Here is a 12,966-nt window from a genome sequence, read left to right as displayed (position 1 = left end):
ATAGATACCCAAGATATCGTATTTTTCACTAAGATTTTCTTGCGAAAGGGAAAAGAGAGGCAAGAAGGCCAAAAGATGTTGTATAATAAAGACAAAGAGGTGGAAAAATGCAATACAATATTTTAGTCTGCGACGATGAAAAAGACATCGTTTCAGCCATAGAAATTTACTTAAAGGCTCAGGGCTACAAGGTCTTTCCAGCCTACAACGGCAAAGAAGCCCTGGACATCATGGAAAGAGAAACCATCCATCTAATCTTGATGGACCTGATGATGCCCGAAATGGACGGCATGACAGCCATCCTAAAAATTCGAGAAAGCAAGAACATCCCCATTATCATCCTGTCGGCCAAGTCGGAAATCACCGACAAGATCCTGGGCTTAAATGTCGGGGCCGATGACTACATCACCAAGCCCTTTAACGCCATTGAACTCATTGCCCGGGTCAATTCCTCCCTGAGACGCTACATGAACCTGGGGTCGGCAGACATTGACCAGGACCAAATCCAAATTGGCCGGCTGGTCCTAAACGACGCCAGCAAAACCGTCACCGTGGACGGGGAAGTGGCCAGCCTGACTCCCTATGAATACAAGATCCTCTTCCTCTTGATGAAAAACCAAGGAAGAGTCTTTTCCAGCGACGAAATCTATGAACAAGTCTGGGAAGAAGAAGCCCATGATGTGAAAAAAGTCATCAGCGTCCACATTTCCCACCTAAGAGACAAGGTGGAAATCAACCCCAGAAAGCCCGACCTCATTAAGTCCGTCTATGGCATGGGCTACAAGATAGAAGGCTAGTATGGTAAAAAAACTTAGGCGATTGTTTTCTAAAATCTATGACTATATCTTTTACCGGGCCTATATCGAAGAAGTCTTTATAGAATTCTTTCTCTTGATTTACGCCCTGGCCCGGATTTTTTATTGGGATGACTGGGTATATATCAACCTGGTCCTGGTGGACCTGGGCCTTTGCCTGGTAAAACTCCTACCCATTCCCGGGGTCCGACGCTTTTTCACCGTGGCCCTCATGCGGGAAAGTTCCAAGTCCAATTCCTTTATCTACTATGCCGCGGCTAATATCCTCCTGCTCTTTATCCTCCTCCTGGGCCTCTTCGTCCTGGGAGAGACCTTCACCCTGGTCCTGTCCCTGGTCTTTCGGGCCCTCCTGTTTTTCGAAAAAGAAAGAGTCCAATTTGTCCTGGTCATTGAGGGGATTGAAGAAACTGCCAGCCTGGGGATGCCCCAAATGGAAACCCACCTGGCCGAAAAGGCAAGCATCAAGGCCCTGGTCCAACTGGGCAACATCCGGGACGGCCTATCCGATGCCGTAGAAGAAAGGATGAAGTCGGAAAAAATGAAGACCGACCTCATTACCAACATCTCCCACGACCTGAAAACCCCCCTGACCTCCATCATCAACTACACCGACATCCTAAGTAGCAAGGAGACCATGGACGAAGAAGCCAAAAACTACATCCGGATCCTGGGTCGCAACTCCGAACGCCTAAAGAGCCTGGTTATCAACCTCATTGATGCCTCAAAAACTGGGTCCGGCAATGTCCAGGTGGAAAAAGTCGTCATTGACTTCAACGAACTTTTAAGCCAGATCTTTGGAGACTTTGAATCCGACCTTACAGCCAAGGGCCTGGAATTTATCTACAATTCCGACAGCGACTATGCCCAAATCTACACCGACCCCGAAGTCCTGGGCCGGATCCTGTCCAACACCCTGTCCAATGCCTGTAAGTATGCCCTGGAAAATACAAGAATCTACGCCAAACTCATCCAGGACCAATCCAAGTACTATTTTTCCATGAAAAATGTCAGCAAGAACCGCCTGGGAATTTCTGCCGATGAACTCATGCAACAATTCGTCCGGGGAGAAAAGTCCCGGACCACAGAAGGGTCCGGCCTGGGTCTCCATATAGCCAAAAACCTGGTAGAAGCCCTGGGTGGCGAATTCCGCATCGTCATTGACGGCGACTACTTCCAAGTCTTTATAGAATTAAATAAGGAATAGAAATAGAAAAAGGGTGGCCCCAGGGCCACTCTTTCCTTTGCAGGTAAAAGACCTTAAAGAGAATTTTCCTCCACAAAATTTTTCAAGCGGAAGACATCCTTTAAAATCACCTCAATATGGTAGTTGTAGACAATAGCCTCCTCCCTTTTCAGGTCCCCCTGGTAGAGGATGGTGTAGGAAAAGAGACTTTCAATGGTTTCGATATTCTTCCCGAAAATCGTCGGTGTAAAGGGCTTTAACTCCTCCAAAAGCTGAAAACGCAGGTAGATTTCATTAATCACCTCAATAATGGCGTGGGGGATCTTAAAGTCCTTGCCCGAATAAAAGGGCGAGTGGATTTCTTCGTCCAACATGTGGTAGTAGTTGTTGACCTTGTTAATGGCCGCCTCCAGATGGGACAAGTCCGAGGGATAGGGCAGGAGGAGACAGTTCCGGGTCAGGTCAAAAATTTCCCGGTAGGCCTCTTGAACACTTTGGAAAAAGTCCTCGTGGACCTTGGGAGCCCGGATCAAGACATTGATCAAGACACTAATGGCCACCCCCAAAAAGGTACCAATCAAGCGGTTGATTCCGTAAGTCATGTGGTTGGTCCGGGTGGCAAAAGAAGCCACAAAGACGATACAGGCCAGGGTCGTCATATTCTTTTGTCCCGTCAGCTGGTGGAGGACAATGGTAAAAATCACGCCAATCCCGGCCAGGATAGGAGTGAAGAGAGGATTATGGGTTATCTGGGCCAAGAGATAGCCGAAAATGACACCAAAAACACAGGTAAAAAGCCGACGCTTGACCTGCTCTGAAGTATCCGTAAAAGAAGGCTGCATGGTTGTAATAGAGGCAATGGCCGTAAAAATAGGAGCCTGTAAATTTAAGAGGTGGGAGAAGTAGAGACCAATCACCACCGAAAGGGCCGTTTTAAATGTCCGCATACCAATACGGACCCGCCAAATTTTCATAAAATAAATCACCAAGATAAGTATAGCAAACCTTAAGAGGTCTGACAATTCTTCTCAAAACAAAGTAAAAAATCAGTTAAAAAAAATAAGTTTGGGTATATATAAAGCACAGAGAGGAGTGCTTTATATGAAACTTGAATTTTTAGGTAAGAATTTAGAATTAACCGACGCTTTGAAGGAACAGGCTGAAAAAAAACTATCTAAATTAGACCGGTACTTCCAAGAAGAAATTCGGGCCAAGGTTACCTTTTCCACCAAAAAAGGCCACCACAAGGTAGAAATTACCGTCTTTTTACCTGGCCACATTCTCCGGGCAGAAGAAAGCACTGATGATATGTACGCATCCATAGATATTGCCGTCCAAGCCTTGGAAAGACAAGTTCGTAAGTATAAGACAAAATTAAAGAAAAGATACCAAAACAACAACAGCATTCGGTTTGAAAACTTCGACCAAGAAAAAGCCCCAGTGGATGAAGAAAGCCCCGACGGCCAATTGATTCGGAACAAGGACTTCGACCTAAGACCCATGGCTATAGACGAAGCCATCCTACAAATGGACCTCTTAAACCACAACTTTTTCGTCTACCTGGATACAGACCAAGACGAAGTTTGCGTAGTTTATCGGAGAAAAGACGGCAACTACGGCCGGATTATCAGCCATAGACCCCAATAAGAGCAAATAGACAAAGAACCCCAAACGGGGTTCTTTTTGCTTAAAGATAAAAGATACAAAAACCGGCAGGAGGGAAGAGGACCTTCTGCCGGTTTTTCTAAAGACAGGCCACCAGGCCAAGTCAAATTAAGACAGGGGGAGAGAAAAATTTTCCAAGTCCACCGTATCCCGGTGGATCCCCTGCATAGTTTCTTCAATTTCCGCCAACTTTCGGGCACAGGTCTTGAGCTCCTTGTGGTGGATTTCCTTGTCCTTCTTGGTGTTCTTGTATTGGAGGTCGTGTTCCAGACTGGCCCAATAGTCCATGGGAATCGTCCTGAGCTGGATTTCCACCGGGACAGACTCCTTGCGTTTAGACAAGAAAACTGGCACCTTAACCAGGAGGTGGAGACTGCGGTAGCCCGACTCCTTGGGCTCTTGGATATAGTCCCTCCGCCGGATAAAGGTCACATCGTCTTGGGCCAAGAGCATTTTTTCGATAATGTAGACATCATGTAGATAGCGACAAATCACCCGAATCCCCGAAATATCCGTAATATGTTCCCGCATGGAAGGGATGGTCTTTTGAATATGGAGCCGGTTCATCTTTTCAATAATACTGTGCATGGACTTCAAGCGACATTCCATGTGGTGGATTGGATTATAGGTATAGTTCATTTGAAATTCTTCGTCCAGAATTTCCAACTTGGTGCTGATTTCCTTCAAGGCACCATTGTAGAGTTGTTGGGTTTCAAACCAGCCCGTCACATTGCTTAAAAGCTCCTTGGTATCCAAGGATTGACTGGAGTCCGGGTCAAAAAGAGCCTGGTTTTCCAAACGGTCCTTTAATTCGTCAATGGACAAGTTGGTGTTGCGGTATAAGATCAATTCTATCCTCTCCTTTGCCTAGTATTGATACCCAAAGGATGGGGGATTTAGTCAGGAAATAAAATTTAGGACTTGCCTTTAATTAAGGTAAAAATTAATGCTATAATGATTATTAAGAAAGTGAAGCTAGACAAGCAAGGCCCAGCCGGTTTAAGTGGGCCTAGAAAATGGACTTGGTAAATACTAGAAGGACAAGAAAAGAGAGAAAGCCCATATTATAACTTGTAACAAGTGAAACAAGGGAGGAATCTTATGAAAAGAATAGCTATCTTTACCTTATTCGGTCTGGCCCTGACCCTGGTGGCCTGTGGCCCCAAAAAAACCCAAGACCCAGCCCAAGCCCTGGCCCAAGACTTTGCCCAGGTCTACCTGGCCCAGCTGGACTTTAAGGAAGAGGACTGGCAGCAGTTGGAAAAAGACCTTAGCCAGGCAGGCCAGGTCCTTAGCCTGGATGGAGACCTAAGCCAAGAAGCCGACCAAGACCTGCCCGCCCTCTATGACCCCTTTAAGGAAGTCATGACCCAAGAGGCCCTGGATAGGATGGTGGCCAATGGGGACTACCCCTACTTCCCCCTAAGAGAGAAGAGCCTGGACCAGGTGGACCTGGTTTCTGTTAAAAGAGTGGACCCAGATGATGACAGCTACGACCTGGTCTTTGTTACTAAGAAGGGGGACCAGGAAACCCAGCATGTCCTCAGGGCCACCATTGGCCAAAAGATTTCCTATATTGAAAATCCCAGCCAGGTCTTTGACCTCTAAGGACAAGTAAAAGGCTGCTAGCAAATGGCATGATCATTCTGCTAGCAGCCTTTTTTTGGTCCTATAAGAATTAAGAGCTCTTGTGATGACCAGTGAATACTCAAGTTCACCCCAGCAAATAACCCTTTTAAGACTTTAGAAATTAAATAAAGAGCAAGAACCTAGAAACGTTTATTTAAGGCCAAATCAATGCTATAATAAGATTTAATAGAGTGAAAATTTTAAAGTTTTGAATAAAAAGGAGGAAGTTACATGAGTCAAGGCCTTTTCCGAACTAGACCTGTCCGAAGACCACTTTGACCCCATCAAGATGGGCTACATCTTTGAAAACCTCATTGACCGCTTCTACTAAAACGTAGATGCCGGGTAGTTTTACAGACCACTAAGAAGAGGTCTTTTTATTGCTAGTTTTTTTAGAATCGCATCTCATGTACACAGAATATAAAGTTTAAATGGAGACCTTTTAATGATTTTTATATTGGAGTATTTAATGATATACGAGGGTATATATAGAGCACAATAAAGTAATTTAACTCAGTGCAAAACATTTGGAGGAGAACAATGGCTTATCAAACACCACTCACTATAGCAAAGGTAATTAAGGATATTTCATCCAATCGATATGTATTGCCATCTATACAGCGTGAATATGTATGGGATGCCGAACAAATTGAAACACTATTTGACTCTTTGATGAGAGAGTATCCAATTGGGACATTTTTATTTTGGCAAATAAATAAAGAGCATGTAACAGACTATGATTTTTATGCCTTTATGAAAAATTACCATGAGGTTAAAAATAAGCACAATGAAAAGGTGGATTTAAAAGGCTCAGATGGAGTAATTGCCGTTTTAGATGGTCAACAAAGATTAACTTCGATTTACTTAGGTCTTAAAGGAACTTATGCTTATAAACGTAAATATGCATCAAGAACGAATCCGAATGCATATCCAACTAGAAAATTATATTTAAATTTGCTAGGAAAGCCAAAAAACAGTAATAATAAATATAATTTTAAATTTTTACCTGAAAACGAAGTTGAAAATGATCAAGACAACTATTGGTTTGAAGTTGGTAAAATATTAGATATGACTGAAGATGGCGATGTTTCTCTTTATGTTAATGATAATATAAGTTTTTCTGAAGATTTTTCATATACAAAGGAGCAATCAAGGTTTGCAATCAATGCTCTGTCTAAACTTTATAATATAATAAACAAGGCTGGAACGATAAGCTACTACAAAGAAGATTCTACAGAATTGGATAAAGTTTTAAATATCTTTATAAGGGTTAATAGTGGTGGGACAAAACTAAGTTACTCAGACCTACTTTTGTCCATTGCATCTGCTCAGTGGGACAATCATGATGCTAGGGAAGAAATCATAGACTTTGTTAATGAAGTAAATGAAATGGGCGATGGATTTAGAATTAATAAAGACTTTGTTCTAAAATCTGCCTTAGTATTAAGCGATTTATCAGATATAGCATTTAAAGTTGATAATTTTAATAAAAAGAATATGGAAGATATAGAAAGTAAATGGAAGATTATAAAGAAATCTATTAGACAGGCGGTCTTACTGGTATCTTCCTTTGGATATTCGGGAGAGACATTATCTTCTAATAATGCATTAATCCCAATAGCCTATTACCTTATGATAATTGGGAATCCAGATAATTTTATTGATTCAGGAAATAATAGAAGTGACAAAGAGAAAATTAAGAAGTGGCTTATTTCATCACTTCTTAAAAAAGTATTTAGTGGTCAACCAGACAATGTATTAAGACCAATTAGAGAAATTATAAAAGAAAACTCTAACAATGAATTTCCTATTGAAAAAATACAAGAAAGATTTAAGGGAACAAATAAATCCATTCTATTCACTGAAGATGATATAAATGAGTTTTTATTGAATTTGAGATATGGAAAAAGTGATACCTTATCTACCCTAATGTTGCTATATCCTTCATTAGATTTTAACAATAAGTTCCATATTGATCATATCTATCCAAAGAGCAAATTTAAAAGAAGCTATCTAAAAAAACAAGGTGTATCAGAAAATAAACTTGATGAATACATTAATTCTGTTAATGATATTACAAATCTTCAGTTATTAGCTGCTCAACTAAATGAAGAAAAACTTGATACAGATTTTGATAAATGGTTCAATTCTCATCAACCAACAGAAGATGGTAAATTTAATTATAGGAACATTAACTATCTACCTAATATGGAATATACTTATGAAAACTACCCTAAATTTATTGAAGAGAGAAGAGAACTTTTAAAAAACAAACTATGTCAAATATTACTTTAAGTAAATAACTAATTAAAAAATAACTCCTGGTGGAATTTTATTTTCATAAGGGGTTATTTTTATAAATCTTTAGTATATTTAAATTCAAAACTTTCATCCTCATTTACGCTCATCTTACTTAGCATTAAATTCTAAAGGCTAGGGTCAAATTTATCCAGAGGAGCAAGAGAATCTAATTTTCCAATAATACTGTGCATGGACTTCAAGCGACATTCCATGTGGTGGATTGGATTATAGGTATAGTTCAATAGAATCTAGTTTACTGATTAAACGGAGAATACGGAAATAAATTTTATTCACATGAGTACTTAGAATAGACAATTAAAGAGTTTATAAAGTATTATAATGAATAAAGAAAATTAAGAAATTTATACTAGTAAAATGCAGAAAGAGAAATGTAGGGTAAAGCTTTTACGCACCTAGAGGGGAGGAAGTGACAAAAAACATCAGAGTAAGCTTTAATGAAATAGGTACAACTTTATGGGGACAGCGTAATTTCTAAGTTAAAAGTCAATCAGGCTTTTTTATTTAAAAAATACAAATAAAAATATTTTAAAAGGGTATAATATATTTAACCATTTAATGTATGGAGTACTTATGATGAAAAGCAGTAAAAATTTCAATCTTTTTTAATGGATGGAGAAGTTACAGGAAGAATAAAGTGTACCTTATCAAATTGGACGGGCATAGTCTATAAAGTTCCAAGACCATATCTTGAAAAATGCAAAGACAGGCAAGATTTAAAGCAAAGTGGAGTATATTTTTTATTTGGCAAGAATGATGATGGAGATGATGAAGTATATATAGGTCAAGCAGGAATTAGAAAAAATGGTGAGGGAGTTTTATATAGGGTCGCTGAACACCTGAAAAATGAATTTTATTTTTCTGAAGCAGTAATGTTAACCACACAAAATAACTCATTTGGACCTACAGAAATTTCTTACTTAGAGAACAAATTCACTAACATGGCTATAGATGTAGATAGATATAAAGTCAGAAATGGAAATGATCCAAACCCTGGCAATGTAACGGAAGAAAAAGAATCTGAGTTAGAAGACTTTATAGAATATTCTAAAATGGTTCTTGGAGTACTAGGGTATAAACTATTTGTTCCTATAGTTGATAGAACACCAAAAGAATCAAGTGAAAATAATAATGGTGATAAAGAACTATTACTATATCTTTCCAGAAAAAGTGGCAAGTCAAATAGATTGATAGAGGCAAAATGTAAAAGAACAGATGAAGGTTTTGTAGTATTAAAAGGCAGCATGATAGAAACTATAGATTCTACAGCCATTCCAAAATCAATAAAAGAACTGAGGAAGGAATGCATAAATAAAAATGAGATTATTGATGGAAGAATAAGCAAAAATTATTTATTCAATAGTCCATCCTACGCTGCGGCCTTTGTTTTGGGAACTAACGCAAATGGGAAAATACAATGGAAAACTGAAAAGGGTATAAGTTTAAAAGACTTAGAAGAAAATGAAATGAAGTAGTAATAACAGGTACTAGACGATATGCGATTGCAATATCGTCTTTTTTATACCTTTTAAATGATTGTAATAAGAGGTTCATTCTATAATAAATGTTGGGGCCTTGTATGCCAACGTTTATTTTTCCTTATAAAATATACGTATCCTTTTCTTTACCATAGAGTTTTGAGCTAAAATAAAAGAAAAAGACAAGTATAAAAGCATAATAAGTCAGTAAAATCTATAGAAATCAAGAAAAAGGATATAAAGTTTTTGTAACGTTTTGTATATACAATCGTCTAATAGGTAGAAAAAGATGGAAGGGAGTGATTTTGTTGGAAGATACTTATGAAATGATCTATAAAGAATATTTTTCTAAGGTTTATTTATATGTTTTAACCATGAGTCGTGACGAGCATATAGCGGAAGAAATCACTCAAGAAACCTTTTTCAAGGCCCTAAAGAAAATGGAGACATTTAAGGGGGATTGCAAAATATATACTTGGCTATGTCAAATTGCAAAAAATACCCTATATGATTTTTACAAAAAGGAAGAGAAAAATCTCCCTATTGATGGCAACTGTGAGTATTTGACATGGGAGATAGATTTTACAGATGAGCTTGAGAAAAGAGAAGGGATTCTAGAGATACATGGTCTTTTACACAAGTTAGAAGAACCATATAAAGAGGTATTTACCCTGAGAGCTTTTGCGGACTTATCTTTTAAAGAAATTGGTGATTTATTTGGTAAATCGGATGGTTGGGCAAGGGTTGTGTTTTATAGGGCTAAAAATAAGTTGACGGAGGGATATAATGGACATTTCATGTAAGATTATTGAAGACCTACTTCCCCTATATATAGATGGGGTATGCAGTGAAGAAAGTAAAGAAGTGGTAGAGGAACACTTGTCTGAATGCAGTAGATGTGAAGATATGTTCAGGCAGATGAAATCGACATGTCTTCCTAAACAAGATGTAGATGTAAACTTAAATGAAGCAGAAGCTCTTAGGGATTTATCAAAAAAATGGAACAGAAAGCTACTAGGAGCTATGATCAAGGGGGTTATTTCTACATTGCTCCTTGTTGGGGGGATGCTTTTAATCATCTATATTTTTATTGGCTTTAAAGGGGCTTAAGAGAATTGGGTTTCTAAATTTAAAATTTTAATAAAGAAAATCCAGGTGAATAGAAAAATAAAAATTGAATATTTATGATATAATCACTGTAATAAAGAAGGCAAAGAGGTGGTTATATGGATACGATTGATAGGGTTCATAATGATGTTTTTCAGAGTATAAAAACATTGATGGATAAGGCAAGGAATGAAGTTGCAAGACAAGTCAATAGTATATTGGTGCAAACTTACTGGGAGATTGGACGCATCATCGTAGAAGATGAGCAAGGTCACTCAGAAAGAGCAGAGTATGGTAAAGAGCTTATAAACGACTTGTCAAGACAACTTACAAGAGAATATGGTAGAGGATTTTCAAGATCTAACTTACAGAATATGAGAAACCTATATTTATGCTATCCAATTTGCCAGACACTGTCTGGCAAATTGACCTGGTCCCATTATTGTGAACTCTTATCCATCAGCGATGAGAAAAAGCGAAGCTTCTATGAAAAAGAAAGTATCAATGCAAATTGGTCAGTAAGAGAACTTAAAAGACAAATAAAAACTTCACTTTTCGAAAGATTGCTCCTATCATCTGGAGAAGAAAACAAAGAAAAAGTCCTAGACCTAGCCTTAAAGGGCAATGAAATAAGTAAGGCAGCCGACCTTGTAAAAGATCCTTATGTGTTTGAATTTTTAGGCTTGCCAGAAGAAAAGCCAATGATGGAAAGTGATTTAGAAAAAGCACTCATAGATCATATTGAAAAATTCTTGCTTGAACTTGGTAAGGGTTTTATGTATGTAGGTAGCCAGCAAAGAGTAACTTTAGGCAACACTCACTATTACGTGGACATGGTATTTTACAATAAAATATTAAGGTCCTATGTCTTAATCGAATTAAAAACAAGTAAGCTAATGCCGGAAGCAGTTGGGCAAATCAATATGTATCTCAATTATTATAAGGCAGAAGTCAATGATGAGATGGACAATGAACCAATAGGAATAATCTTGTGTACAGATAAGGACGGAGTACAGGCAGAATACGCTCTAGGAAATTTATCAAATAAAATATTCGCATCAAAATACACCTTGTATATCCCAAACAGGGAAGAGCTTGAAGAACAAGTAGAAAAAGTCATTGAAAAATACCAGGAAAAATAAAATAGAAAGAAGCAAGGGAAGTAGAGGAAAATCTACTTCTCTTTTTATGCCCAAAGCCATGAAAAACTGTCTCTTACGATTTTTCCAAGACCTAATTTCCCTGACCTTTAAATTTTTTAAAGGGGCTTGGCAAGAGGGGGAAAATGAGTTAAAATAAAACAGCTAGTTTTAAAAACTAGATAAAATAATTTATAGGACTGGGTGATTATGGAAAATTTTAAGGCTTTAAGGGAATTTAAAAAAACGAACTGGGAGGATATTCCGGACTATGGGCTTTATTCCATGCAGGTTTTAACCTATCTGGAGGAGCATTTGCTGTCTTATTTTCCGGATATGGTGACTTTGACTTCCAGCATGATTAACAATTATGTCAAAAATGGCATTATTCCCAAGCCTGTGAATAAAAAATACTACCGGGACCACATAGGGGTTTTGATGGTGGTGGCGGTTTTGAAGGAGTTGCTTCCTCTTGAGAGTATCAAGGAGGGGATTGACCTCCAGCTGGGCATCATGGGGATTGAAAGGGCCTACAATGAATTTATGGATATTTTAGAGGGGTCTTTAAGGGATCTTTTGGCTGCCTTGCAAGTGGGCAAGGGGATGTCTTACGGGGGCTTTGAGGCTGACTGGGATAGCGTCTCTTTGACCATAGCCATTAAGGCTTTTGCCTTCCAGACCCTAACCCGGGAGATTTTAAAAGCAAGGGGAATATACCACCAGGAGGGACAAGATGACTAGGATTGCAATATTATCGGATTCGGCAAGTAATGTAAGGGAAAACCGGGAGGTGGGTATTTTTATCGTCCCCCTCTATGTGAATTTTCAGGATGGGTCCAAGAAGGACTTGGAGGAAATCAGTCCTCAGGAGCTCTATGACCGGATAGAGACGGAGGAGCCTAAGACTTCGGCTCCGGGGGTGGAGGATTTTCTGACCAAGATTCAGCAGATTCAAGAGGCGGGCTATGGTAAAATTTTGGCCATAGCGGTATCGCAAAGTCTTTCAGGGACCTATAATTCTATGCGCTTGGCCCTGGACAGTCAGGATATGGACTATCGCTTAATTGACAGTAAGACCATCACCATGGGCCAGGGGCTCTTGCTGACTTATGGCCACCAGCTCATTCAAGAGGGCTTGATCTTGGATGAGATTGCTGAGAAACTGGAGGAAAAGAAAAGGAATGTGAAAATTTTTGCTGGGGTAGGGGACTTGAAATACCTGGTGCGGGGTGGCCGGCTGAGTCGAGTCAAGGGTCTCATTGGTGGCAGTCTCAGGCTGAATCCCATTTTAACCCTGGCTGAAGATGGAAGTATAGAAAATTACAAGTCAGTCATGGGGAAGAAGCGGACTCTGAATTTTATTGTGGACAAGGTCCGGATGGACCTGGCCGGCGGGGAGCCTTATTATCTTGCCCTGGCCTATGCCGGGGACCGGGACAAGCTAGGAGAGGTCAAGGACAAGTTGGGGGACCTGGTTGACGGGGCGGACCAATATTTGGAGGGGCCTGTAACGGCTGTCTTGGGAACTCACTCGGGGCCGGATGCCTATGTGGTGGCCTATTTAAGGCTATAAAAGCGGCGGAAGAGATGAAAAAAGGAGCATTCCCTAAGGGGTGCTCCATTTTCATCTC

Annotated in this window: 13 protein-coding genes; 11 read left to right on the top strand and 2 right to left on the bottom strand. The window is 39.4% G+C overall.

Going from position 1 to position 12,966, the window contains the following annotated elements; all coding sequences use genetic code 11:
• The first annotated feature begins 107 nt into the window (after positions 1-107).
• Positions 108-797: a response regulator transcription factor gene (locus BQ7400_RS03490; RefSeq protein WP_034440458.1), complete on the top strand. Its 690-nt coding sequence runs from the start codon at positions 108-110 to the stop codon at positions 795-797.
• A 1-nt stretch (position 798) separates the two neighbouring features.
• Positions 799-2,019: a sensor histidine kinase gene (locus BQ7400_RS03485; protein ID WP_072469497.1), complete on the top strand. Its 1,221-nt coding sequence runs from the start codon at positions 799-801 to the stop codon at positions 2,017-2,019.
• Positions 2,020-2,072: 53 nt separating this feature from the next.
• Here the strand turns inward: BQ7400_RS03485 and BQ7400_RS03480 are convergent, their stop codons facing one another.
• Positions 2,073-2,972: an FUSC family protein gene (locus BQ7400_RS03480; RefSeq protein ID WP_072469496.1), complete on the bottom strand. Its 900-nt coding sequence runs from the start codon at positions 2,970-2,972 to the stop codon at positions 2,073-2,075.
• A 127-nt stretch (positions 2,973-3,099) separates the two neighbouring features.
• Here BQ7400_RS03480 and hpf point away from each other — a divergent pair, with 127 nt between their 5' ends.
• A complete protein-coding gene (hpf, locus tag BQ7400_RS03475) occupies positions 3,100-3,645 on the top strand; it encodes a ribosome hibernation-promoting factor, HPF/YfiA family (RefSeq protein WP_072469495.1) in 546 nt (181 codons plus the stop codon).
• 126 nt (positions 3,646-3,771) lie between these two features.
• Here hpf and BQ7400_RS03470 read toward each other — a convergent pair whose 3' ends face one another.
• Positions 3,772-4,512 carry a GTP pyrophosphokinase gene (locus BQ7400_RS03470; protein WP_072469494.1) on the bottom strand — a complete coding sequence of 247 codons (741 nt, stop codon included), beginning with the start codon at positions 4,510-4,512 and terminating at the stop codon, positions 3,772-3,774.
• Positions 4,513-4,764: 252 nt separating this feature from the next.
• Here BQ7400_RS03470 and BQ7400_RS03465 point away from each other — a divergent pair, with 252 nt between their 5' ends.
• The 8 genes from BQ7400_RS03465 to BQ7400_RS03425 all read left to right on the top strand — a co-directional run bounded on the left by BQ7400_RS03465 (position 4,765) and on the right by BQ7400_RS03425 (position 12,908).
• A complete protein-coding gene (locus BQ7400_RS03465) occupies positions 4,765-5,271 on the top strand; it encodes a hypothetical protein (RefSeq protein WP_072469493.1) in 507 nt (168 codons plus the stop codon).
• A gap of 561 nt (positions 5,272-5,832) precedes the next feature.
• Positions 5,833-7,587 (top strand): DUF262 domain-containing protein, encoded by a 1,755-nt coding sequence (locus tag BQ7400_RS03460; RefSeq protein WP_072469492.1) that lies wholly within the window; start codon positions 5,833-5,835, stop codon positions 7,585-7,587.
• Between the two features lie 632 nt (positions 7,588-8,219).
• The gene (locus BQ7400_RS03455; protein WP_072469491.1) at positions 8,220-9,086 is read left to right on the top strand and encodes a GIY-YIG nuclease family protein; all 867 of its coding nucleotides are present in this window, start codon (positions 8,220-8,222) and stop codon (positions 9,084-9,086) included.
• A gap of 329 nt (positions 9,087-9,415) precedes the next feature.
• On the top strand, positions 9,416-9,892 hold the full coding sequence (locus BQ7400_RS03450) for an RNA polymerase sigma factor (protein ID WP_072469652.1): 477 nt from the start codon (positions 9,416-9,418) through the stop codon (positions 9,890-9,892).
• On the top strand, positions 9,876-10,199 hold the full coding sequence (locus tag BQ7400_RS03445) for a zf-HC2 domain-containing protein (RefSeq protein ID WP_072469490.1): 324 nt from the start codon (positions 9,876-9,878) through the stop codon (positions 10,197-10,199). The genes BQ7400_RS03450 and BQ7400_RS03445 overlap by 17 nt, the downstream gene beginning before the upstream one ends.
• 116 nt (positions 10,200-10,315) lie before the next feature.
• Entirely contained in the window at positions 10,316-11,338 is a 1,023-nt protein-coding gene (locus tag BQ7400_RS03440; protein WP_072469489.1) for a PDDEXK nuclease domain-containing protein, read from the top strand.
• Between the two features lie 207 nt (positions 11,339-11,545).
• Positions 11,546-12,076 carry a DUF1836 domain-containing protein gene (locus BQ7400_RS03430; RefSeq protein WP_072469487.1) on the top strand — a complete coding sequence of 177 codons (531 nt, stop codon included), beginning with the start codon at positions 11,546-11,548 and terminating at the stop codon, positions 12,074-12,076.
• Complete coding sequence (locus BQ7400_RS03425) at positions 12,069-12,908, top strand: DegV family protein (RefSeq protein ID WP_072469486.1); 840 nt, start codon at positions 12,069-12,071, stop codon at positions 12,906-12,908. The genes BQ7400_RS03430 and BQ7400_RS03425 overlap by 8 nt, the downstream gene beginning before the upstream one ends.
• Positions 12,909-12,966: the final 58 nt, after the last annotated feature.

This window comes from Urinicoccus massiliensis, assembly GCF_900120405.1.
In the GTDB taxonomy this organism is placed as follows: Bacteria; Bacillota; Clostridia; order Tissierellales; family Peptoniphilaceae; genus Urinicoccus; species Urinicoccus massiliensis.
This window is presented reverse-complemented; position numbering and strand designations above follow the sequence as displayed.

Excerpts from the sequence above, each read along its gene's own strand:
- BQ7400_RS03490 (WP_034440458.1), top strand. The coding sequence starts at position 108 with ATGCAATACAATATTTTAGTCTGCGACGATGAAAAAGACATCGTTTCA.
- BQ7400_RS03485 (WP_072469497.1), top strand. The coding sequence starts at position 799 with ATGGTAAAAAAACTTAGGCGATTGTTTTCTAAAATCTATGACTATATC.
- BQ7400_RS03480 (WP_072469496.1), bottom strand. The coding sequence starts at position 2,972 with ATGAAAATTTGGCGGGTCCGTATTGGTATGCGGACATTTAAAACGGCC.
- hpf (WP_072469495.1), top strand. The coding sequence starts at position 3,100 with ATGAAACTTGAATTTTTAGGTAAGAATTTAGAATTAACCGACGCTTTG.
- BQ7400_RS03465 (WP_072469493.1), top strand. The coding sequence starts at position 4,765 with ATGAAAAGAATAGCTATCTTTACCTTATTCGGTCTGGCCCTGACCCTG.
- BQ7400_RS03460 (WP_072469492.1), top strand. The coding sequence starts at position 5,833 with ATGGCTTATCAAACACCACTCACTATAGCAAAGGTAATTAAGGATATT.
- BQ7400_RS03455 (WP_072469491.1), top strand. The coding sequence starts at position 8,220 with ATGGATGGAGAAGTTACAGGAAGAATAAAGTGTACCTTATCAAATTGG.
- BQ7400_RS03450 (WP_072469652.1), top strand. The coding sequence starts at position 9,416 with ATGATCTATAAAGAATATTTTTCTAAGGTTTATTTATATGTTTTAACC.
- BQ7400_RS03445 (WP_072469490.1), top strand. The coding sequence starts at position 9,876 with ATGGACATTTCATGTAAGATTATTGAAGACCTACTTCCCCTATATATA.
- BQ7400_RS03440 (WP_072469489.1), top strand. The coding sequence starts at position 10,316 with ATGGATACGATTGATAGGGTTCATAATGATGTTTTTCAGAGTATAAAA.
- BQ7400_RS03430 (WP_072469487.1), top strand. The coding sequence starts at position 11,546 with ATGGAAAATTTTAAGGCTTTAAGGGAATTTAAAAAAACGAACTGGGAG.
- BQ7400_RS03425 (WP_072469486.1), top strand. The coding sequence starts at position 12,069 with ATGACTAGGATTGCAATATTATCGGATTCGGCAAGTAATGTAAGGGAA.